The organism is Sediminibacillus massiliensis (assembly GCF_900156915.1).
GTDB classification, from domain to species: domain Bacteria; phylum Bacillota; class Bacilli; order Bacillales; family Amphibacillaceae; genus Sediminibacillus_A; species Sediminibacillus_A massiliensis.
This window is the reverse complement of the sequence record NZ_LT732535.1, coordinates 3,625,240-3,647,532: the sequence shown is the minus strand read 5'-3', so window position 1 is coordinate 3,647,532 and position 22,293 is coordinate 3,625,240. Positions and strand designations below refer to the sequence as shown.

The 22,293-nt window shown below is 42.6% G+C and carries 17 protein-coding genes; 9 read left to right on the top strand and 8 right to left on the bottom strand.

What is annotated here, in order from left to right; genetic code table 11:
• Positions 1-528: 528 nt before the first annotated feature.
• The gene (locus tag CZ434_RS18840; RefSeq protein WP_077625260.1) at positions 529-1,551 is read right to left on the bottom strand and encodes a LacI family DNA-binding transcriptional regulator; all 1,023 of its coding nucleotides are present in this window, start codon (positions 1,549-1,551) and stop codon (positions 529-531) included.
• 213 nt (positions 1,552-1,764) lie between these two features.
• Here CZ434_RS18840 and CZ434_RS18835 point away from each other — a divergent pair, with 213 nt between their 5' ends.
• Positions 1,765-2,895 (top strand): zinc-dependent alcohol dehydrogenase, encoded by a 1,131-nt coding sequence (locus tag CZ434_RS18835; RefSeq protein WP_077624531.1) that lies wholly within the window; start codon positions 1,765-1,767, stop codon positions 2,893-2,895.
• A gap of 30 nt (positions 2,896-2,925) precedes the next feature.
• On the opposite strand, the gene rbsK is transcribed toward CZ434_RS18835, so the two are convergent.
• Both rbsK and CZ434_RS18825 read right to left on the bottom strand, forming a co-directional pair.
• A complete protein-coding gene (gene rbsK / locus CZ434_RS18830; protein WP_095742935.1) occupies positions 2,926-3,804 on the bottom strand; it encodes a ribokinase in 879 nt (292 codons plus the stop codon).
• A 99-nt stretch (positions 3,805-3,903) separates the two neighbouring features.
• Positions 3,904-4,611, bottom strand: coding sequence for a 5-formyltetrahydrofolate cyclo-ligase (locus CZ434_RS18825; RefSeq protein WP_077624530.1), 708 nt, complete (start codon positions 4,609-4,611; stop codon positions 3,904-3,906).
• Positions 4,612-4,804: 193 nt separating this feature from the next.
• Between CZ434_RS18825 and CZ434_RS18820 the strand changes: the two genes are divergently transcribed.
• From CZ434_RS18820 to CZ434_RS18800, 5 genes are all read left to right on the top strand, one after another.
• On the top strand, positions 4,805-5,683 hold the full coding sequence (locus CZ434_RS18820; protein ID WP_342745732.1) for a sulfurtransferase: 879 nt from the start codon (positions 4,805-4,807) through the stop codon (positions 5,681-5,683).
• A gap of 124 nt (positions 5,684-5,807) precedes the next feature.
• Positions 5,808-7,385 (top strand): alkaline phosphatase family protein, encoded by a 1,578-nt coding sequence (locus CZ434_RS18815; protein WP_077624528.1) that lies wholly within the window; start codon positions 5,808-5,810, stop codon positions 7,383-7,385.
• Positions 7,385-8,113, top strand: a complete 729-nt coding sequence (locus CZ434_RS18810) for an endonuclease/exonuclease/phosphatase family protein (RefSeq protein ID WP_077624527.1) — start codon at positions 7,385-7,387, stop codon at positions 8,111-8,113. Before CZ434_RS18815 ends, CZ434_RS18810 begins: the two co-directional genes overlap by 1 nt.
• 517 nt (positions 8,114-8,630) lie before the next feature.
• Positions 8,631-10,397 (top strand): glycoside hydrolase family 3 protein, encoded by a 1,767-nt coding sequence (locus CZ434_RS18805; protein WP_077624526.1) that lies wholly within the window; start codon positions 8,631-8,633, stop codon positions 10,395-10,397.
• Positions 10,398-10,787: 390 nt separating this feature from the next.
• Positions 10,788-11,294: a sigma-70 family RNA polymerase sigma factor gene (locus CZ434_RS18800; protein WP_077624525.1), complete on the top strand. Its 507-nt coding sequence runs from the start codon at positions 10,788-10,790 to the stop codon at positions 11,292-11,294.
• A gap of 90 nt (positions 11,295-11,384) precedes the next feature.
• On the opposite strand, the gene CZ434_RS18795 is transcribed toward CZ434_RS18800, so the two are convergent.
• Positions 11,385-14,492 carry an alpha-mannosidase gene (locus CZ434_RS18795; RefSeq protein WP_077625258.1) on the bottom strand — a complete coding sequence of 1,036 codons (3,108 nt, stop codon included), beginning with the start codon at positions 14,490-14,492 and terminating at the stop codon, positions 11,385-11,387.
• Positions 14,493-14,910: 418 nt separating this feature from the next.
• Between CZ434_RS18795 and CZ434_RS18790 the strand changes: the two genes are divergently transcribed.
• From CZ434_RS18790 to CZ434_RS18780, 3 genes are read left to right on the top strand one after another with little or no spacing between them, the layout of a single operon-like run.
• Positions 14,911-16,044: a family 8 glycosyl hydrolase gene (locus tag CZ434_RS18790; RefSeq protein WP_077624524.1), complete on the top strand. Its 1,134-nt coding sequence runs from the start codon at positions 14,911-14,913 to the stop codon at positions 16,042-16,044.
• A gap of 34 nt (positions 16,045-16,078) precedes the next feature.
• On the top strand, positions 16,079-16,492 hold the full coding sequence (locus CZ434_RS18785) for a VOC family protein (protein ID WP_077624523.1): 414 nt from the start codon (positions 16,079-16,081) through the stop codon (positions 16,490-16,492).
• Positions 16,493-16,516: 24 nt separating this feature from the next.
• Positions 16,517-17,362 (top strand): NAD-dependent epimerase/dehydratase family protein, encoded by an 846-nt coding sequence (locus tag CZ434_RS18780; protein ID WP_077624522.1) that lies wholly within the window; start codon positions 16,517-16,519, stop codon positions 17,360-17,362.
• 253 nt (positions 17,363-17,615) lie between these two features.
• On the opposite strand, the gene CZ434_RS18770 is transcribed toward CZ434_RS18780, so the two are convergent.
• From CZ434_RS18770 to CZ434_RS18755, 4 genes are all read right to left on the bottom strand, one after another.
• A complete protein-coding gene (locus CZ434_RS18770; protein WP_077624520.1) occupies positions 17,616-19,082 on the bottom strand; it encodes a glycoside hydrolase family 32 protein in 1,467 nt (488 codons plus the stop codon).
• Between the two features lie 39 nt (positions 19,083-19,121).
• Positions 19,122-20,795 carry a glycoside hydrolase family 13 protein gene (locus tag CZ434_RS18765; protein WP_077624519.1) on the bottom strand — a complete coding sequence of 558 codons (1,674 nt, stop codon included), beginning with the start codon at positions 20,793-20,795 and terminating at the stop codon, positions 19,122-19,124.
• 91 nt (positions 20,796-20,886) lie between these two features.
• Positions 20,887-21,705: a carbohydrate ABC transporter permease gene (locus tag CZ434_RS18760; protein ID WP_425442103.1), complete on the bottom strand. Its 819-nt coding sequence runs from the start codon at positions 21,703-21,705 to the stop codon at positions 20,887-20,889.
• Positions 21,706-21,767: 62 nt separating this feature from the next.
• Positions 21,768-22,293 (bottom strand): carbohydrate ABC transporter permease (locus CZ434_RS18755; protein WP_143262146.1); only part of this gene is annotated, 526 nt, incomplete at its 5' end.

Here is a 22,293-nt window from a genome sequence, read left to right as displayed (position 1 = left end):
ACTCGCTTTGGATAGAACTTCTGATCAAGTGGGAAGTGGTCCTAAATTTTTTTAACATGGATATTCACTAACCAAAATTCAGAAAAAATTTAAAAGCGAAGGCAGAAAACGCAGACTCCTCGAAAATGAAAAACGATTTTCTTCGTGCGATGTCTTGCTGTCGAAGCTTTCCTTATCCTATGGGATCAGCGAAAGGGCTTCGATGGGACGAGTAATCGCAGTCCCAAAAGGTCTTCGATGGGGCGAGTAATCGCAGTCCCAAAGGGAACAAGGAAGCGTATTCAAGCAGTCCCCTGGCTGAGGCCGTGTCCATGGAAAGCGAAGTGTTCTGCCGCAGCGGGGCCATACCAGTTATTTATAATCAGAACGAGAGGAAGTCTCCCTAGAAATGAAATGAATTTTCACTATGTCGCAATTTGCCTCAATCACGAATTCCACAAAACATAGCATGAAATATAGCTATTATTTAAGAAATGCATTTCCTATGATTTATGAGTAAGTCTTCCAGCATTCGTTTTGGGTGATTTTTCAAGAACTGACACTGGCTTTTTCTGCTGATTTTCTGACAATCAAGGATGGTGTAAAACGGTACATATTGCTTTCTGCCGATTTTTTCCCGTCAAACCTCTCCAATAATAAGCTGGCAGCCTTTTTTCCCATTTCAAAAGACGGTTGAGCGATTGTTGTCAGAGAGGGATTGTTTAATTCCGCGAATGCAACTTCGTCGATTGTGACCAATCCCACTTCGGAGCCTATTTTGACACCATTTTGACTGGCATACTTCAAGAACTCCATCAGGGCCAAGTCGTTCCCGGTTATGACTGCATCGGGCGGATGTTCCAGCTCAAACAGCTCGGCAGCGCCTTTCTGTAGATACTCAGGCTCCATACTTTTAATATACTCTTCCCTGATCGGCTGGCTGAATCTTTCAAGCGCTTGCTTATACCCGCTGACACGTTCGATTCTCGGGATGACATGGGGTTCCAAAGAAGTCGTCATGACGGCAATATCATGATAGCCGTTTATCAGTAAGTGTTCGACGGCCAGCTGTAATGCTTGTTCATTGTCGAGCATTACAGTGTCCACAGATAAACCGCTTACATATCGATCCAAAAAAACAATCGGAAAATCGATGTCTATGAGGCTTTTATAAAGTTCGATATTGGCACTGGTCGGGAAGACGATCAGCCCATCGACCTGCCTTGCCAGCAATGTTTCGATATACTTCTGTTCTTTTGCCGGATTATCATCCGCATTACAGATAATCGTGGAAAAACCATTGTCATTAAGGGTATCTTCTATTGCTCTGATTACCTGAGTAGAAAACGAATGAAGAATGTTAGCGACAATGACTCCGATGGTGGCGGTGCTCTTCAGCTTTAGGCTTCTAGCCACACTGTTGGGTTGATAGTTCAATTCACGGACCGCCTTCTCGATCCTTTCCCGGGTTTCTTCCCTCATATAATCAAATCGCCGATTTAAAAATTGTGAGACCGTACTTTTCGATACATTAGCATGCTTTGCAACATCGCTTATGGTCGGCTTTTTAATCGACATTTTCTATTCATTCCCTTGTTACCAAAAAAGCGGTTTATTAAATCGATTTACTAAATCGAATTACTCAAAATTATAACATAATGAAAGCGTTATTAATATAGAAAACTATTATTTCTGTATAGGATGATAGGCGCATCTACAGGCACATGTTTCAAACTCTTGTTAACAGGTAATAGAAAAATACTACTTATCGAAAGGTGTGGGATTTTGAAAGCTTTAACCAATCAAGGAAAAGGGAAAGTCGAGGTCAAAAAAGTAGCAGATCCAACAATCAAAAAGAGCGATGATATGATCGTAAGAATCACCTCTACCGCTATTTGCGGATCAGATCTTCACTTATACCATAGCAGTATTCCACTCGGCGATGATTATATCATCGGCCATGAACCGATGGGGATTGTGGAAGAGGTCGGACCGGACGTCCAAACTCTGAAAAAAGGGGATCGCGTGGTCATTCCTTTTAACATAGGGTGCGGCCAGTGCCACTTCTGTCAGAATAATATGGAAAGCCAATGCGACAATTCCAATCCACATCGGGACACTGGAGCTTATTTCGGATTCTCCGAAATGTTTGGTAACTATCCAGGTGGACAAGCAGAATACCTACGTGTCCCTTATGCTGACTTTACTTCTTTTAAAGTGCCTGAAAGCAGTGAACTGGATGATGAAAGCATTTTATTTTTATCCGACATTGCTCCTACAGCGTACTGGAGCGTAGAAAACAGTGGCATGAAGGAAGGAGATACGGTTATCGTCCTGGGTGCGGGTCCTGTAGGTCTGCTCGTTCAAAAGTTTGCCTGGATGAAAGGAGCGAACAGGGTCATTGCAGTCGACCATGTACCCTACCGATTGAAACACGCCAAGGCAACGAACAATGTGGAAATTTTCAATTTCGAGGAATACAAAAACATCGGCAACCACCTGCATGAAATCACGGAAGGCGGAGCTGAAGTTGTCATCGATTGTGTCGGCATGGACGGCCACGTAACAATGAAAGACCATGTCAAAACACTTGCAGGGCAAATCGGTACAATTGACCCGATCATCACAGCGGCCCATTCAGTGAAAAAGTTCGGTACAATCCAACTTACAGGGGTCTATGGAGCTCCGGCTACAGCTTACCCGATGAACTCCATTTTCTCAAGAAACATTACGGTAAAAGCCGGTCAAGCACCGGTGATCCACTACATGCCAGAATTATACGGTATGGTAGAACAAGGAAAGTTTGATCCAACCGATATCATTACCCACAAGATGAGCTTGGAAGAAGCTCCTGAGGCCTACGATATTTTTGATAAAAAAGAGGATGACTGTATTAAAGTAGTTTTGAAACCATAGGAAAAGCTCCCGTTTCCGACGGGAGCTTTCTTATGGTTTTGGCCGCCATTCTTCCAGCCTTTTCTGGATCAGTTCTCTGGTCGGCATACCTTCTTGTGCCCCAAGCGTTTCAACTGCAATCGATGCAGCTGTATTGGCATGCAAAATCGCACTTTCTACTTCCATACCAGAAGCCAGACAGAACGCAAACACTCCGTTAAAAGTGTCACCAGCACCAGTCGTATCTACAACTTTCGCCGGGAAGGCCGGTATGATTTTCTCTTTATATCTCGTCCCCTTGGGTCCGATTGTCGTAATAACTTTTTCTTTAATTATTTCGGAGCTCCCTTCGAAAAGTTTCAGACCTTCTTCTTCATTGGGAGTGATATACCGGCATTGCTTCCATATTGAATCAGGCAGTTTTTCTGCCGGGGCAGGATTGATGACAAATGGAATATCATTCGCAGCGCAAAACTGTCCACACCAAATGACTGTCTCTACCGGAATTTCCAGCTGCATGAGCACCAAGTCGCTGTTTAACAACACATCCTTCCACTTTTCCACGTAAAGGGGAGTGACTTTTTGGTTAGCCCCGGAAACGACCATAATTCGATTATCGTTATCTTGGAGCAATACATTAGCGACCCCGGTACTGCTCGATTGATCCTTTTCCACAGCTTTTGTACATATTTGCTCCTGCTTCAGATGGGTCAGCAGCTCCTGTCCAAGCGCATCATACCCAACCTTACCGATCATCGTAACCTCCGCACCTGTCCTGGCTGCAGCAACTGCCTGGTTGGCCCCTTTTCCACCAGGTTTCATGGTGAACATTTCGCCGAACATCGTCTCCCCTTGCTCAGGTATTCTGGCCACCCTGGTTATTAAATCCATGTTGATGCTGCCCACTACTGTAATTTTTGGAGCTCCCACTAAAATCACCGCCTTCAGCTTATTCCAAACTATTACAATTGTACGTTAAACAGAGCTTGGTTGACGAGTATGAAATAGTATCTTTTTAAAATATCCATCCTATTTTATTTTCTTTATTTCCCTTAAAATCGGCATTTCTTGCAGGTCCTTATCCGTTACTAGATTCCACTTTATTCCGTCGGGCTTTTCATAATGTCTACTGGTTTGAAGTAATTCCGCTTCGGTTGCAATCCAGTCCACCGTTAAGTCAAACGGGTCTTTTGGTATATCTTCATCTGTCAGTTGCACACTGTGAATGGAACCTACTATAGGAATATCCGGATTTCCGAGTTCCCTTATAATGGCATACTCCCTATCTGCATATCCTTCCCCTTTGCCAATCCTTCTGCCATCTCTGTGGAGAGCAACCGATCCGACGACAAATAGATCAATAGTCGGAAGTTCATGAAGAGGGATTTCTTTACCATATGCTTTCATATGAGTGATACTGGCCGCCCTTCTTGTTTCCCCTTCCGGAACCCATTCCGGCTTAATCATGATGAAACCTGCTTTTAGCCTTGGGGTGGGGATGAGCAATATTTTTCCATCTTTTAAAACTTGAGCTCTGATCGGGAGCTGGGGAGCATCAGGGTTCACTTTGATCACTTTCGCTAGCTCGTATTCAGGAATAGTCGTCACTAACTGTGCCGCGCTCTCTGCTCCTTTGAAGTTCGGAATCCGGTTTTGCAAAGGAAATGGGAATCTTCCAAGCTTTTCATCTGTTAACTGTTTCCATTTCTCGTCACGCATTTCTTGTTTCGTTACCAATACCAACACCTGCCAGTAAAATTATTGATACCGTTATTGTACTAAAATAATTGAATCCAAACGAAAGATGCACTTTCAACTTTAGCCTAAAAGAAAGAATCGTCCCTTCAAGGGTACAAAATACTATAATACCAATCAGGATAATGGTATATTACCAAGTAAAGAAAACAGAGGAGGAATCTACTTGGAAAACATGCCATTGATAGTTGATACAGATTGGCTGGAAAAACACCTGGATGATCCTGATTTGAGGCTGCTCGATGCAACGGTAATCATGAAACAGGGTGAGACTGGAGTGGAAATCGAATCTGGAAAAGGTGTTTATGATGAAGAACATATACCCGGCGCTGTGTTCGCCGATTTGATGCATGATTTTTCAGATCAGAATGCAAACTTGCCGTTCATGGCGGCACCGCATGAGTTGTTTGCTCAGAAGATCAGCGAACTGGGGGTAAGTGATGAGAGTTATGTAGTCGTCTATGACCGGGGAGCTGTTGTAGGGGCTCCCTTCACTGCTTCAGACTGGGCGTCCAGATTGTGGTGGCAGCTCCGATTGGAAGGTTTCGACAACGTAGCTGTGCTTGCCGGCGGACTCCCGAAATGGAAACAGGAAGGTCGTCCACTAACAAACAAACCAGGTTCTTATCCGAAAGGTTCCTTCACCAGTGAACGCCGTCCAGAATTACTGGCAACAAAAGAAGACATCAAAGCAGCAATGAACAGCACATCGACCGTTATGGTCAACTGCCTGTCACCTGCTGAATTCCAGGGAAAATCGGATGTATACCCCCGTAAAGGACATATTCCAGGCAGTAAAAACGTCTACTTTGGCGACGTGACTGACACGGAAACCAAAGGCCTTCCAGATAAACAAAGATTGCAAGAAATCTTTGAGCCAAGCGGTGTCCTTGATAAGAATAAGCGAGCAATCACCTATTGCGGAGGCGGAATTGCAGCTACATGGAATGCCTTGGCATTGGCCATGTTGGGAAGATACGATGTCGCAGTGTATGATGGTTCCATGAACGAATGGGCTTCAGATGAAAGCCTGCCGATGGAAACAGGAGAATAGAGAAAAAGCAGCGGGGCTTCCTGCTGCTTTTTTTATGTTTTGAAAACTATTCTGTAAGCCATGCAATTCATATTTTCTTTATAATTTGGCCAACATATACAGAAACAATATAAGGAAAGGAGTGATGAATTTGCTTATTGTAACAATATTGATTATGACCATACTCCTATTGATCAGTCTGATTTATTTATATCTTATCCAAACCACCGGTAAACCAAGCGGACCAAAGAGCCCTTCCCATCCACAAAAGCGGGTGATCATGATTATAGTTGATTCTTTGATGGATGAAGCTCTGCAGTCCTTAATGAAAGAAGGAAAAGCGCCTGCATTTGAGTTTCTAATGAACAGCGGCAGCTATTATCCCAAAATGGTCACAGGGTACCCGACCATGTCTGTGGCCCTTGACAGTACTTTGTTGACAGGTACATACCCCGATCAACACAAAATCCCCGCCCTCGTTTGGTATGATGAAAAAAACAAACAGTTTATCAGTTACGGGAGTGCCCAAAAAGAAATAAGAAAGTTAGGGCCGAAGCAAGTTTTGACCAACAGCTTGTTCAAGTTAAATCACCAACATTTGAGTAAAAATGTAAAAACTATCCATGAGGAACTAAAGGATCCGAGCGGATCGATCAATGCTTTGGTATACCGAGGTCCGCATACCCACACATTACAGGTACCACGTGTGTTGAATATGTTGAATTATCTACAAAAAGGCGACAAGGTGAAAGCCCCAACTTATTTTTCCTATGGCTTATTATCAAAAGAAAATCCTGCAAATAACCAAATCCACATATGGCAAGCTTTCGGTTTTAACGACAAATTCGCAACCAATGAACTAACCTATCTAATCAAGAAAAATGGTGTCCCTGCATACACACTTGTCTATTTTTCTGACAATGATAAAAAAGTGCACAAGAAAGGGGCACACGAGACAAAAGGGATAGAAGCTGCTGATAAACAATTGCAGAAAATACTCAATACCTATGATTCTTGGGATGACGCATTGAAAGAAAATGTGTGGATCGTAATGGGTGACAGCGGACAAAGCAACATCGGAACGGATAAGAACCGGTCTTTGATCGATTTAAGAAAGCTGATGAATGATTACAGGATTCATAAAATCAATAGTCCCATAAAAATGGATGATCAGATAGTTCTTGGATTGAATGAAAGAATGTGTTTCATCTATTTGCTGGACGACCAGTTAGAACTGGAACATATCGCTGAAGAGCTGAAAAAGGATGATCGGATTAATTTTGCGGCATGGAAAAGCAATGATTCGGTAAACGTTGTATCAGGGGATGAGCCGGGTATCCTATCCTTCAAGCCAAATGGGGAATTCGAGGATATATACAAAAAATCATGGAGTTTGGATGGAAATCTGGGCATTCTGGATTTAAAGACGACAGAAGCTGGCATGATAAGTTTCGGAGACTATCCCGACGGCCTCTCCCGCTTATATAGTGCCTTCTTTTCTCACACAGGAAGGTATGTTGTTGTTGATGCCAAGCCTGGATTTGAATTTGTCGGCGAAGGATCTCCAACCCATTTAGGCGGAGCCAGCCATGGTTCCCTGCATCGGGAAGACTCTTACTTTCCCATGATCGTAACCGGTACCTCAACTAAACCCAAAACAGAACGAATGGTTGATTTAAAAGAATGGATATTAAGGATAATACGCAAGGATGCTGATAAGTAATGGATCATTCAGCGAACATCAAAGTGATGACATACAATATCCACCATGGAAAGGGAACAGACGGCACAGTAAGTCTTGGCAGAGTAGCAGAAGTCCTCGCGGAAAGCAATGCAGACATTATTGGACTGATTGAAGTTGACAAGCATTTTTCAAAACGCAGCCATTACATCGACCAACTGGCATTCCTTGCAAAAGAATTAAATTTTCATTATGTTTTCAGCCCTTCCATTACAAGGAAGCCAACGCATAATTATGGTATTCGGCAATATGGCAACGGATTACTATCCCGCTATCCAATTTGCAACAGCAATCACTACGTATTGGACTGTATCCCTTATTTAGTCGAAGGAAGATCTATTCTAGAGGCTTCCATAGACATCAATCAAAAATTCGTAAATATTTATGTTACCCACTTAAGCTTGTATCCTTTTCTTCACAAGAAACAAAGAGAATATCTTTTAAATAAAGCGGTAAATCCCGCTGTAATTTTGGGTGATTGGAACATGCGAGCTAACTCAAGACGGTGGAAGAAGATGACGCAGCATTTCCAGGATGCGTGGAAAACAAAAAGCACGAAACCAGGTCACACCTATCCTTCTTCCAATCCAAGATTCCGGTTTGATTATATCTTTGCTAGTGAATGTGTAAAAATTAATGAGGCGGAAGTCTTTGATTACAACCCTGCAGCTTCTGACCATTTACCTGTGTTGGCAGACTTGGAGATTTAGAATCAATATCCGTTGCAATAGTGTATAATGACTCACCCTTCATTAATTCATGACAAATAGACAACTTGCCGCTACATAAAAAAAGCCATCCTTTGTATGTGGATGGGTTTATAGATTTCATTTATTTATTTTAATTTGCTTTAAAGATATTTCCGGAAACATATGCATGTCCCGCCGGAATTCAACTAACTCTGGATGAATTTCTTCCAATCTTGCAAATAATGTCTGTAACATAGAAACCTCCTCGAAAATTGTTATTATCCACCATAATACACAGAATTTACTGAAAATTGAATAGGTAGAGGGAAAGTATCTTATCAACCATGTCGGAAGTAATGTACTTACTTTATATTCACGGCTGACTAATAGTTCCAACATCCTAAACATCATTTCCGTATTGGCTTTTGGTGTGTTAGAAGAATCATTTTCCCCTTCTGGTATTGACCACTATACAAGCGGGTGAGATACTCATCCTGACAGGAAATCTTTTCCTGAACAAAATTAAAGGAGTGGTGTAATGAAAAGAATTATACGTTTGCTAAGCTGTATGACGATGTTGATGCTCGCACTAGCAGGTCCAACTTCTTCACTGGCAAAGACAGATGATTTTCAAATGAACTACCCTCCCAACATGAAACCAAATCATGGCATGGTCCAACGAATTATTGCCAAAATGAGTCCAAAGGAAAAAATCGGACAACTTGTTATGCCTTCCACACACGACAACAATCAACAACTTCCTAATGAACAGACCAAGAAACTACTTCAAGAATATAAAGCAGGATCGGTAATTATTTATGGTGACAGAGATTCTGAAAAGACTGCACAATATAATAATCAGCTGCAAGAATGGGCGAACGAAACGAGATTAAGAATCCCATTATTTACTTCTGCCGATTTGGAATACGGTGCAGTACAGCATGTTACAGATGCGACCACTTTTCCTAGACAAATGGGAATTGCCGCCACCGGTGACCTTGAGGCTGCTAAAAAAGTTGCAGCGATTACCGCAGAAGAAGCACGTGCTATGGGATTTAATTGGAATTACTCCCCGGTTGCAGATGTTAACACCAATCCATTAAACCCAGTAATCGGAGTCCGTTCATTCGGTGCAGATGTCGACTTAGTTTCCGACATGACAGTCGCACAAGTAGACGGATATCAAGAGAATGGAGTTATTGCGACAGCCAAACACTTTCCGGGTCACGGAGATACAAGCGTGGATTCTCATTACGGCTTAGCTTCAGTCACTTATGACCGGGAAACTTTGGAGAATATTCACCTTCCCCCTTTTGAAGCAGCAATTGAAGCAGGTGTTGACTCCATCATGACAGCACATGTAATTATCGAAGCAATTGATCCGGAACTGCCAGCAACACTATCAGAAAAAGTACTGACTGGATTATTAAGGGAAGAGTTAGGTTTTGATGGACTCATCGTGACCGATGCGATGTCTATGGATGCGATTGACGAAGAATGGGGAAGCGGTCAAGCAGCCGTAATGACAATCAAGGCTGGTGCTGATATTGTCATGGCTACAGGTACTTATGAAGAACAAATTGAAACATTCGAGGCATTGCTTGATGCCTATCAAACAGGAGAAATATCCAAAAAACGTATTGATGACTCACTTGAAAGAATTTTAACAAAAAAAATAGAGTACAACTTGTTTAAGGATAGATTTGTAGATATCAACCATGCCGTTGAAACAACCAATGATCCGGAACATAAACAGTTTGCCAATGACATCGCCCAGCAATCCATTACACTGGTTAAAAATGACGGTGTATTGCCTTTTGACAAAGCCGACCAAGCTACTACCCTTGTCGTTGGCCCGCAAATTTACGGAGAGACTTATTATATGGAGCACATTGCTGAAGCGGTGGATCAACAAGCCACTGGAAAAGTAGAGTCTATCATTACTTCCACAAACCCGTCTGAACAGGAAATAGCCAACGTCCTGCAAGCAGCAAATAACGTCGACCGAATCATTGCTGCTACATTCTCGGCAAGTGAACTTCCCGCAGGCCAAAGCAGGCTTGTAAGTGAGCTGACCGAAACCGGAAAGCCAACCGTGGCTTTTTCTCTGGGACTTCCTTATGATATTCAAGGATATCCAGAAGTCAGCGCCTACCTGGCATCCTATGCGGTAGAACGCTGGGGTTCTCCTGTCCCTACATCTTGGAATGCAGCTGTAGATGTTATCTTTGGTGAACAACCTGGAGGTTCACTGCCAGTATCCATTAATGATGCTTATAACATTGGAACAGGATTAAAATACTGATATGTAAAAACAAACCCCGGGCAACAGTCCTGGGTTTGTTTTTGAGTATAATAGTTTAATTCTTTATTTAGACAGAAGAGAAAAGACTAATTTCCATCCAAAGGTTCTATATTACACATTCTTTGGTAACCTGTTGCTTGTCACCCTTTTTAAGTACACCGATAAATTCTCAAGAATTCCGTTTTATAGAATTTTTCATCTCGATAATAACTTAATCTATCCTTTTCGATAATTCCGCTTCTCCTACTTCACTTTTACTTTTCCCACGAAAAATACTTCTTTTTTTTGTAAAACGTCATTTTTCTCTACAGGAAGTTCAAATCTATTTGACCTATGATGACTCTACCGCGGAATAAACAGTAAAGGCGTCTTTACCGAATGGAGTAAATTGTGTCGGATATATCAATGAAAAGTTTTGGAGAAATACTGGGAGAATATGAAAATATGATTCATTATTTGATTTACAAACTCGGAATCCGTGACCCGGAAAAAGAGTTTTATCAAGAAGGAACGGTAGCTTTGTGGAAAGCTGTTGAGGCTTATGAAAAAAAACGAGGTAAATTTTCGAGTTATGCTTACTTCCGGATAGAAAAAGCTTTACTTAGTCTGATTAGAAAAAATAACCGGAACATGGAAAACGAAGCTGCTTATTTGAATAGTTGTTCAATGGATACTACACCATTGACATCAACTTTGGACATCGACTTTGATCCTTATCTTTTGGAATCTATCAAACAAGCTCTTACAGACAACCAAATGAAATGGTTCTCCTTGTTTGTGCTGGAGGACATGCCGATAAAGGTGATCGCCGAAAAGGAAGACGTGACGGTCAATACGGTTAAGAGCTGGGCAAGGCATGCAAAGCCACGAATTCGGGAAATTTTAAGAATATATTGAGCGCATTGCAACAGTTAAAAGGCAGACGGGAGTCATTCACTCTCGTCTGCCATCAAATAGATGGTCCTCGTCAAAATAATATAAGCTGCATCAATTATTTAGTGTGACAAGAAACGTTTTTATCTCATACGGTTTAATATCAAAGTGAAATGCGTCTCCCTTCCTTTCATCAGCAGGACGGCGTTCCATCAAATCGCATTCCTGCCAGGAAACGATTTCGAAGTCACTTGTAATTTCAACTTTACCTCTTGCACCAGAGAATTCATGGACACGGATAACGACCTGATTAGAATCTTCAGCTTTCTTGACAGCGTCAATCATGACATGGTCTGCTTGCACTTCAAATAAAGAAAGACTTTCTAAATTGCCTTTTTGGTATGACAGCGGGTTATTTAGTGACCAGGCTTCCTGCACCGTTCCAGCCTCCCGCCAGTCTCCTTTATGCGGCAGCAGAGAATATGTGAAGGAATGTTCGCCTTGATCCTGCTCGACATCAGGATTTGTCGAGCATTTTAACAATGTCAGCCTCATAATATTATCTTTAATGTCATGGCCATACTTGCAATCATTTAACAAACTTACTCCATACCCTGTTTCAGATAAATCGACCCATTGATGACCTACCGATTCGAACCTCGCATAATCCCAGCTTGTGTTCCAATGTGTCGGACGTTTCACATTTCCATATTGAATATCGTAAGTAGCCTCCGTCGACCTCACCTCAACTGGAAAGGCTACTTTTAATAACTGCTCTCTTTCATGCCAATCGATATACGTGTCAAAATCGATCCGTGGATTTTCTGTATATACAATCATCCGCTGCTTGATGACCGACTCAGCGTGTTTCCATTCAAATTGAACTACTGCACGGACAGGCCCTTCTTCTACCACTTCACTGCGGACCAACTGGCGGATTTCTTTCATTTTCTGCTGGTAATAAAGATCGATATCCCAGGCATCGAACCGCATCGGCTTGTCCTCAAAAATTTGAAATACATTTCCCTTCTCACCTGAAGCTAATACCTGCCGCTTCTGTTTTTTGTCAAAAATGTTTGTTAACTGGCCATTCTCATCCCAGTCAATATGATAATACGGGGTATCAATACCTTTTTCTTTCCTTGTAAAAGCCGTATTGCGTTGTTCCTCTCCCTCTTCCCAATGTATGGATGTACCACCTAAAGAAGGGGCGTTTTCTACTTTTATGAGCCATTTGCCATCAGCTGTTTGCTGCGACTTAAGATTATTGCCATTTTCATCTTTCCAAATACAATTCGGGTCACCATAAGGAATAGTAACGACATCGTTTCTTTTAACAGAAGCAGAATTGAATATGGTTACTGTATTGTTTTGCTTTTGTGTTAGAGCTTGGACAGCATTGCGCCAGTCGACTTGTGCAGATTTTTCCGCCTCTTCATATTCCAATTTACTATCTTCGTACACTTCCCGGATAGAAGAACCTGGGATGATGTCATGGAATTGATTTCTTAAGACAGTTTTCCAACTTTCTCTCAATGTTTGCTCCGGGTAAATCGACCAATCCTTATGAACAAGGCAATTCAGTGCATTAACCCATTCTGTTTCTCTTAAAAGCAATTCCATTTTCCTGTTCATTTTTTTATTGTACGCCTGGCTTGTATAAGTACCACGGTGATACTCCAAGTAGAGTTCTCCATCCCAAGTATGGACGTATTGGTCTGTTTGATTGATTGTTTCATGAAGGCGGCGGAAATATTCATCCGCCCGTCCGGTTTTAACATCTGGAAGACCAGGCATTTTGTCTAACCGCCTCCTCATTTCCAGCATTTCCCGGTTCACCCCGCCACCACCGTCTCCATAACCATAGGACAGAATTAATTCCTGGTTCACATCCTTATCACGGTATGCCTCCCAGATTCCTTTGACCGTCCTTGGGGTGATCTTGCCATTGTAAGAGTAGAACCACCTGTCATCCTCCGGGGTTGTAATAAAATGGGTGAGGATTTCCGTCCCATCAATTCCACGCCATTTAAATGTATCATGCGGCATTTTGTTATACTGGCTCCAGCTAATCTTCGTCGTCATAAATGTTTTAATACCCGACTTGACCAGAATCTGTGGTAGTGCCCAGCTATAGCCGAAAACATCCGGAAGCCACAAATATTCACATTCCTTGCCAAAATGTTCTCGGAAAAACCGAGTGCCAAACAAGAGCTGGCGAACGAGGGATTCCCCAGAAGTCAGGTTGCAATCAGCCTCCAGCCACATCCCACCCTCGGTCTCCCAGCGGCCTTCCTTGACTCTTTCTTCAATCTGTTTATAGATTTCCGGGTAATCATTTTTGATATAATCATATAATTGCGGTTGCGTTTGTAAAAAAACATACTCCGGATATTGCTCCATAAGCCTGAGCACAGTAGAAAAGGACCTGGCTGCTTTTTCCCGCGTATGTTTCAACCTCCATAACCATGCGACATCAATATGAGTATGGCCAATAGCATTGACGGTGACAGGAAAATTTCGAGGGATTTTTTCCATTTCCTCCTTAAGCAAGGCCTGTGCCTCATATGCGGATTCGTAAAAAGTATCACTTCCGGGCCTTGACCAATCCAGACAAAGAAAAGATTTATCTAATACTTTTAACAGGGTTCTGCGCTCCGGTTGGTTCTCGTCAAGGTATTTCACCGTTTCCACTGCCGCTGTCGCTGTGTAAAACAAGTCATCTATCCGTTCGTCAAGGCAGCCTATAAAAGCTGTTTTCAACTGATGTTCTTGAAGAGTCGGTGTTCCGCCACCCTCCAAACCAGACCAAAGCCGAAAACAGAGTTCCACTTCGCTGCCAGCAAGATTATTATCAAAAAATACTTCTTGGTGGTTGCTATCCACCCCTTGGTAAGGAGTGTCATTTATATAAAGAAGCGACTCAAATCCCGAATTATTTCCTCCACCGGTTTTTCCGAAATCAAACACACCGACGATCTTTTCTTGTTTCCATTCAATCGGAATGGAAACGGTTGTCTTCAACCATAAATAATTGTCACGACCTTCCCATCGATCTCTAAGATGCATCTCTTGCCAGCCTCTCCCTGCTGGTGGACGTTCGCCAACTGCACCTGCTTCGTCTGACAAGGATAAAAAAGACTCAACCGGCCTTTTATCAACATAGCGATAAGCTTCCAATTCTTGTATTCGCCTTTCCAACTTCTCAATTGTCCAAAACATCATAAACACTCCCCTTTAGAAATGATTTCGCCTTATTCCAATTTGATTCAAATCGACAAGTATGGTCTCCCCGATGGAAATTCTAAACACCTTATACTTGCTATATTAATATATTTTTAGAATATTTCGAATTATAAGCATGAAAAATGCCAACAAATATCGCCCTTCCTTGGAAAACTATCCTTTTGAATTTTCAGTAAAAAGATTTAGCCGTATAATATGAGTAACAGAAATATTCATGTGCAGGTGATCATATGGACTTAGAAGAATGATTTCCTGTTCATGATTTTTTCAAGGGTAACCAAGGTCGCTACCCTCCTCTAAAATTGTAAGCGGTTTATTTTATTTGAATAGATCAATAGGATATGATGAATAGGATCGATAAAATAATCTACTTACCAGGAGGGAGAGTGATAGAATGATTCCGCAACAGACAACATATCGTAATCTATTAAAAGAGTACGGATATGCCGTATCGGATATAAACGATAAGTTGGAAGATACTTGGCACAGGTTGTTTTCTCCAGAATATCCGGAAACACAGATTTACTATGAACCAAGCAATGATGAAGCTTACATGCTGGATACCGGGAATCTTGATGTACGGACAGAAGGCATGTCCTATGGAATGATGATGGCAGTCCAAATGGACAAAAAGGATGTCTTCGACAGACTGTGGAAGTGGACAAGGAAAAATATGTATATGAATGAAGGAGAAAATGCTGGTTATTTTGCCTGGTCATGTAATCCTGATGGATCAAAACGTGCTAATGGACCTGCACCAGATGGAGAAGAGTATTTTGCGCTTGCTTTATTTTTTGCCTCCCATCGCTGGGGAGACGATCATGCCCCTTTCAACTATGGAGAACAAGCCAGACAACTGCTTCATGACTGCTTACATAAAGGAGAGAAAAGCAACGGGTACCCTATGTGGAATCCGGACAATAAGCTGATAAAATTCGTTCCGAACGTGGAATTCAGTGATCCATCCTATCACCTTCCCCACTTTTACGAATTGTTTGCTTTATGGGCCAATCCTGAAGATAGACAGTTTTGGAAAGAAGCTGCCGTTGCCAGCAGGGAATATATAAAGTTATCCACCCACCCGGAAACTGGCCTTGCACCGGAATATGCGTACTATGACGGAACACCGAACGACGAGAAAGGATATGGCCATTTTTTCAGTGATTCGTACCGTGTCGCCTCCAACATCGGCCTCGATTATGAATGGTTTAGAGATCAAGACTGTCCTGTCGAAGTAGCTGAAAAGATTCAAGCTTTCTTCGCCGACAAAGACCCGGATGATTACCGAAGATACACAATCGCCGGAGAACCATTCGAAGAAAAGTCTCTTCATCCGGTCGGCCTTATCGCTTCGAATGCCATGGCTTCTCTCGCTACGTCTGGACCGAACGCCAGAAAATGTGTCGAACTGTTTTGGAAAACACCTGTCAGGACAGGTGAAAGACGTTATTATGACAATTGCCTGTATTTTTTTAGCCTGCTGGCTTTGAGCGGAAATTATAAGATCTGGATGCCGGGACAAGTTTAAGAGCATCCATGGACAAAGAATGGAGGAAATGACAATGATCAAAGGTATTGGACATATTGCATTGAAAGTAGAGGACATGGAGCGATCCTTGCATTTTTACTGTGATGTTCTTCAATTCACGAAAGCTTTTGAGATTCATGATGACCAGGATAACCCTTGGATTGTCTATGTTAAAGCGGGCCCAGGCCAGTTTATAGAATTATTTTATGGTGGTAAAAACAAGCCGGAAACTACCGAAAATCAAATAGGCGTCGACCACCTTTGCCTGGAAGTCACAAGTATCGAAGAAATCGCCAGTCATCTTAAAAACAATGACATCAAGCTTGATGTAGAGCCAAAGAAAGCAAAAGATTCCAACTACCAGTGCTGGGCAAAAGATCCGGACGGAAACCGGATTGAATTTATGCAGATTATGCAAGACTCCCCGCAATCGCAATGGTATGAATAATTAGATGACAAGGAGAGGAAATTAGTGAAAAAAGTAGTAGTAACAGGCGGAAATGGCCTTGTAGGCCGGACAGTAATAAAAGAATTTATCGAACAAGGGTATGACGTATTAAATTGTGACTTGGCGGTGCCTGAGAATGGGTTGTGCCATACGATGGTCGCCGATTTGAAAAATCTTGGAGAAGTATACGGGGTATTGGAAGGCGCAGATGCAGTTGTGCACTTAGCAGCTATCCCCCGAGCCTATGACTTTCCAAACGAAGTGACCTTTCAAAACAATGTCATGTCCACTTACAATATTCTGGAAGCTGCAGCCGGATTGGGCATCCAAAAGGTTGTCCTCGCTTCAAGTGAATCTTCTTACGGGATTTGTTTTGCCAAAAGTCCTTTGGAACCGCAATACGTCCCAATCGATGAAGAGCACCCGCAACTCCCTGAAGACAGCTACGGTTTATCCAAGATTGTCAATGAGAAGACGGCAGAATCTTTCAACAGGAGAACAGGCATGCAGGTAGTATCCTTCCGGCTTGGCAATGTTATCGCTCCGGAAATGTACGAAAAATTCCCATCCTTCATCCATGACCCATTTCAGCGGGATGTGATTTTGTGGAGTTACATCGATACAAGAGACATTGCTTCCGCCTGCATGAAAGCTATTGAAAAAGACGGACTTGGTGCGGTGGCTGTGAACCTGGCAGCTGATGAAACAAGTATGGATATAGAAAGCAGGGAATTGATGGCCAAACGTTTTCCAAATGTGGAAATTCGCGGATCTGTCGAAGGATACCAAACTTTACTGAACAACCGCAAAGCGAAAGAATTGCTTGATTGGAACCCTGTCCATAGATGGAGGGACTATGTAAGTTACTGACATGAAAAGGGTGGCCACGCGTGTTTAAGCTGACTCAAGACTGGAAATAATAGTACCATCAAAGCTTAAAGGAGGCTTCCACATTGGCTGGTTTTATCTTAGGTCTATTTGCAGGAAGCATGACAACCTTATTTATCATGAGCCTAATGGTCGTGGCCAAACGCGCGGACGAGTCAATTAAATATAGAAACTAGTAAAAAAAAGGTAGAAACGAAGCAAGTTTCTACCTTTTTTTATTTGGTAAGGACGGTGATTACAAGTCCCATTTCTTTAGTTCAGTAAGTTTGACTGGTTCATCTGCAAAGAAGAAAACTCCTGTCGCCTGCTCATCGGGGTAAATTCTGGCACTCATTACCTTTTCACCCCGGTTGATAAATACTTCAACAGAAGATTTGTCGACGAAAATTTGCAGATCAAGGTTTTTATGCATCGTAACTTCTGTTTCTCTTGTGCCTCCAGCTCCTGTCCCCGATTTGTTCCTGTCCAGGGTAACCTTTCCAGATTGTTTATCAAACTGTAGCACTGTTTCCTGGCCGGTTTCTTTATTAACACGGAGTTTGATACCAAAACTTGATGCATTCCGAATATCTATCCTTGTTATAAGCTCGAAACAGTCACCATGCACACCATCAAGCCATGTTTCCTCCGCCACCGTTACATGTTGGTGCTCAACAAGGGTTTTACGGAGCTGCTGCAATTCCGGAACCGGTGTCGTATATAATCGACCATTGCTGCTGGTGACAAGTCTGGGAATTGTCATCGCTCCGGCATAGCCGGATGTTTGTGTCGGCATTACGCTTTCCCACATATCCATCCAGGCAACCATAATACGGCGTCCTTTGTCATCAATCATAGTTTGCGGAGCGTAAAAATCAAATCCATGATCAAGCATATGAAAGTCCCCATATTGCAGTTCACCAGTTTGATAGTTTAATTCACCGATTAGATAACCGGATTGATGTAGATTATGATATTTGTTCCCTTCCGGCTTCATTCCCTGCGGAGACATGACCAGAACATCCTTACCATCCAGTTCAAACAGATCCGGGCATTCCCACATGAATCCGAAGTTCCCTTCACCCTTTGCCATGACAGAAACAAATTCCCAATCCAGCAAACTCTTCGATCGATATAATAATGCCTGGCCTGTATTATTGTTTGTTTTCGAGCCAAGTACCATATAATAGAAGTCTTCATGCTTCCAAACCTTTGGATCCCGAAAATGGTATTTGTTAATATCACCTTCAGGTATTTTCTCGATGACTGGATTTCCCGCCAGCTTTTTAAAATGGATGCCGTCCTCGCTGACAGCAATGGCCTGAACTTGCTTTAAATCCTCATCTTCTTTTCCGTCGATCCAAACGTTTCCGGTGTAAATCAAGTAAAGCTTGCCGTCTTTTTCGATGGCACTGCCAGAAAAACAACCGTCTTTATCATAATCTTCACTCGGAGCCATAGCGATAGGCAAGTACTCCCAATTGACCATGTCTTTACTTTTTACATGTCCCCAGTGCATCGGGCCCCATTCAGGCCCGAAAGGATGGTGCTGATAGAATAAGTGGTATTCACCTTTATAGAAACAAAATCCATTCGGGTCGTTCATCCAACCTGCAGGTGGCACTACATGATACCGAAGCCGCCACTGATGTTCTTTTACGCTATCCTTTAATCGGGATACCGCCTCCTCTGCGTCCTTGATTCGGTCCTGGAATATTTCCATCTTCCCGTCCCCCCTGCCTTTATTCCGTTGATGTCTGAATTATTTCAATTTATATACTCTTGCTTCGTATGGTTTAAACGTAGTTTCATTCCATTCCTCTTCTGGATCAGTAACATAGTTAGCCATAGCCAGCTCGATACTTTTGCCTTGTAAATCCTCCGGAACTTCGAATTCGAAGGCGGCTTCTGTATTAAACAAATTGGTAACGACGAGGAACAATTCCTCTCCAAGCGTGCGTGTATAGGCATAAATGCTGTCATGATCCTCTAAAACCAATTCATAATCGCCATAAATAAGTGCATCTTCTTCTCTTCTCAAATCGATTAGATTTTTGTAATAGTGATAGATGGAATTCGGATCTTTTTTTGCCTGCTCCACATTGATTTCTTTATAGTTCGGGTTTGTCTTCAACCAAGGCGTGCCTGTAGTGAACCCTGCATTTTCCTCTGCATTCCACTGCATTGGTGTACGCGAATTATCCCGTCCGGTTTTCCAAATGACTTCCATGATCTCCTGATGAGATTTTCCCTCTTCAATCTCATTACAGTATAAATTTTTGATTGCGACATCATTGTAATCTTCAATGGAGTCAAACTGTACATTGGTCATTCCGATTTCTTGTCCCTGATAGATAAAAGGTGTACCCTGCATCAGAAAATACATCGTTGCCAAGCATTTTGCCGACTTATCTCTTAGTTCTTCATCGTCTGCCCAGACGGATACAGAACGGGGCAAATCGTGGTTTTCGAGAAACAATGCGTTCCATCCGGCACCGTTAAGACCTGTCTGCCATTTTGTAAGTGTTTTTTTCAGGGCATGAATATCAATGCCTCCTGCAGCACTTTTCCCCCACAATTTGAGGTGTTCGAATTGAAAAATCATATTGAATTTTCCGTTTTCTTCTCCTACCCAGTCATCGGCTTCTTCGACTGTCACCCCATTAGCTTCACCGACAGTCATGATGTCATAATGGTCAAATGTTTCCTGTCTCAATTCTTCCAATAATTCCTGAATTCCTTCCTGATTCATATGACCGTCAAGGGATGGGACGTATTTCTTCTTTTCAGGATTAGGCAGGTTCGGAAACCCATCTACTTTTTTGATGTGGGAAATTGCATCAATTCGGAAACCATCGATTCCCTTATCGAGCCACCAGTTAATCATCTTGTATAACTCTTTCCGCACGTCCGGATTTTCCCAATTTAAATCAGGCTGCTTCCTGGAAAAAACATGCATGAAATATTCTTCTGTCTTGTTGTCGTATTCCCATGCCGAGCCGCCAAAAATGGATTCCCAGTTATTCGGCTCTTTTCCGTCTTTGCCGGGATGCCAAATATAATAGTCTCTGTATGGATTGTCTTTGGATGATCGTGATTCGATAAACCAAGGATGCTCATCCGAGGTGTGGTTAATAACCAAATCCATTATCAATCTCATGCCACGTTTATGGACTTCCTCCAATAATTGATCAAAATCCTCCATTGTTCCAAATTCCGGATCAATTCCTCTGTAGTCACTTATATCGTATCCGTTATCATCGTTTGGTGATTTGTATATGGGGCAAATCCAAATGACATCGATCCCCAATTCCTTTATATAATCCAATTTGGAAATCACGCCCTGGATATCACCGATTCCATCACCATTCGAATCTTTGAAACTACGAGGGTAAATTTGATATGCTACCGCTTCTTTCCACCATTTTTTGTTCATGTGCGTACCTCCTCCATCAGCCTTCTTTACTCATTTATTGTTCTTGATTATATATTACCTGAATAGTCCGTTCATTTCCTTTATGCTGCAGCTATTTGACGGCCCCTTCGGAAACCCCGTCAATGATTTGCTTCTGGGCGAAGAAGTAACCGATGATGACCGGGATGATCGCAATCGTCAATCCTGCCAGCGCCAAATGCCACTGTTTGGTATATTGACCGAAGAAATAGAACATCTTCAACGGAATCGTCGCATTCGCTTCTTCCAATACCAACGATGGAAGCAGGTAATCATTCCAGATCCAGATAACGTTCAAGATCGCCACTGTCACAGAAATGGGTTTCAATAACGGAAAAATAATGTACCAGAACGTCTGGAATTTGTTCGCTCCGTCAATGATCGCTGCTTCATCCAAACTTTTGGAGATACCTGTCATTGCCCCGTGATAAAGGAAGATCGACAAACTGCATCCGAAACCAAGATACATGAAGATCAGGCCGGCACGGTTCAGCATTTCCACCTGCCCGAACAAGGAGACCAAGGGAATCATCACCGATTGAAACGGAATCAACATCGCGGAAACGAATACAAGCAGCAGGGCACCGCTCAACTTACTCTTGTTCCTCGCCAAAGCATACCCTGCCATGGAGGAACAAAGGATGATAATAGCCACACTGGCACCTGTGACCAACAGCGAGTTGAACAGGGACGACATAAAGTTCAAATCAATGAACGCATTGACGAAGTTCTCTGACGTCAAGGCTGTCGGAAGCCCGAGTACCCCTTCAAAGATCTCGCGTTTCGTTTTGAAAGCATTGACAAGCATTAAATAAAACGGGGACAGCCACAACAAGGCGATCAACAGGCCGACGATTTCAATAATGATCAAGTTGCGTTTTGTTTTGTCCAGCTTCAAGCCTTTCGATTTGCTTTGGGCTGCAATCCGGCCGCCGCTCAGTTCGGTGCTTTTCATTACATTTCGACCTCCCGTTTTTTATTGTAATACACTTGCGTAATGGCGATTGCCGCCACAATCACGAAGAAAATGATCCCTTTCGCCTGGGCATATGCCATGTTGTTTTCGTTGAACGCCGTTTTGACGATTTCCATCGCCACCATCTGGGTCGAGTTAAACGGACCACCATTTGTCAGCGACAGGTTCTGGTCATAAATCTTAAAAGACGTAGACAACGTCAAGAACATACTGATCGTGAACGCAGGTGCGACTAGCGGGAACGTAATATGGCGCAGGCGCTGCCAGCTGTTCGCTCCATCGATTTCCGCTGCTTCAATCAGTTCTTTCGGGATGTTCTGCAAGTATGCAATGTAAATGATCATGATATAACCGGCCATTTGCCAGCATGTTAGAATCACAAGTCCCCAGAACCCAGTGTTCTTCGTGGACAACCAGCCGCTCAACGCCTCGATGCCGAGGGCTGTTCCGATGTCATCGAAAACACTGATGAAAATGAACTGCCAGATGAAACCTAATATCAAA

What these genes read in the sequence shown, in the direction of transcription:
- CZ434_RS18815 (WP_077624528.1), top strand. Translation starts at nt 5,808, where the DNA reads ATGAATTTGCTTATTGTAACAATATTGATTATGACCATACTCCTATTG.
- CZ434_RS18770 (WP_077624520.1), bottom strand. Translation starts at nt 19,082, where the DNA reads ATGGAAATATTCCAGGACCGAATCAAGGACGCAGAGGAGGCGGTATCC.
- CZ434_RS18795 (WP_077625258.1), bottom strand. Translation starts at nt 14,492, where the DNA reads ATGTTTTGGACAATTGAGAAGTTGGAAAGGCGAATACAAGAATTGGAA.
- CZ434_RS18810 (WP_077624527.1), top strand. Translation starts at nt 7,385, where the DNA reads ATGGATCATTCAGCGAACATCAAAGTGATGACATACAATATCCACCAT.
- CZ434_RS18765 (WP_077624519.1), bottom strand. Translation starts at nt 20,795, where the DNA reads ATGAACAAAAAATGGTGGAAAGAAGCGGTAGCATATCAAATTTACCCT.
- CZ434_RS18820 (WP_342745732.1), top strand. Translation starts at nt 4,805, where the DNA reads ATGCCATTGATAGTTGATACAGATTGGCTGGAAAAACACCTGGATGAT.
- CZ434_RS18790 (WP_077624524.1), top strand. Translation starts at nt 14,911, where the DNA reads ATGATTCCGCAACAGACAACATATCGTAATCTATTAAAAGAGTACGGA.
- CZ434_RS18805 (WP_077624526.1), top strand. Translation starts at nt 8,631, where the DNA reads ATGAAAAGAATTATACGTTTGCTAAGCTGTATGACGATGTTGATGCTC.
- CZ434_RS18785 (WP_077624523.1), top strand. Translation starts at nt 16,079, where the DNA reads ATGATCAAAGGTATTGGACATATTGCATTGAAAGTAGAGGACATGGAG.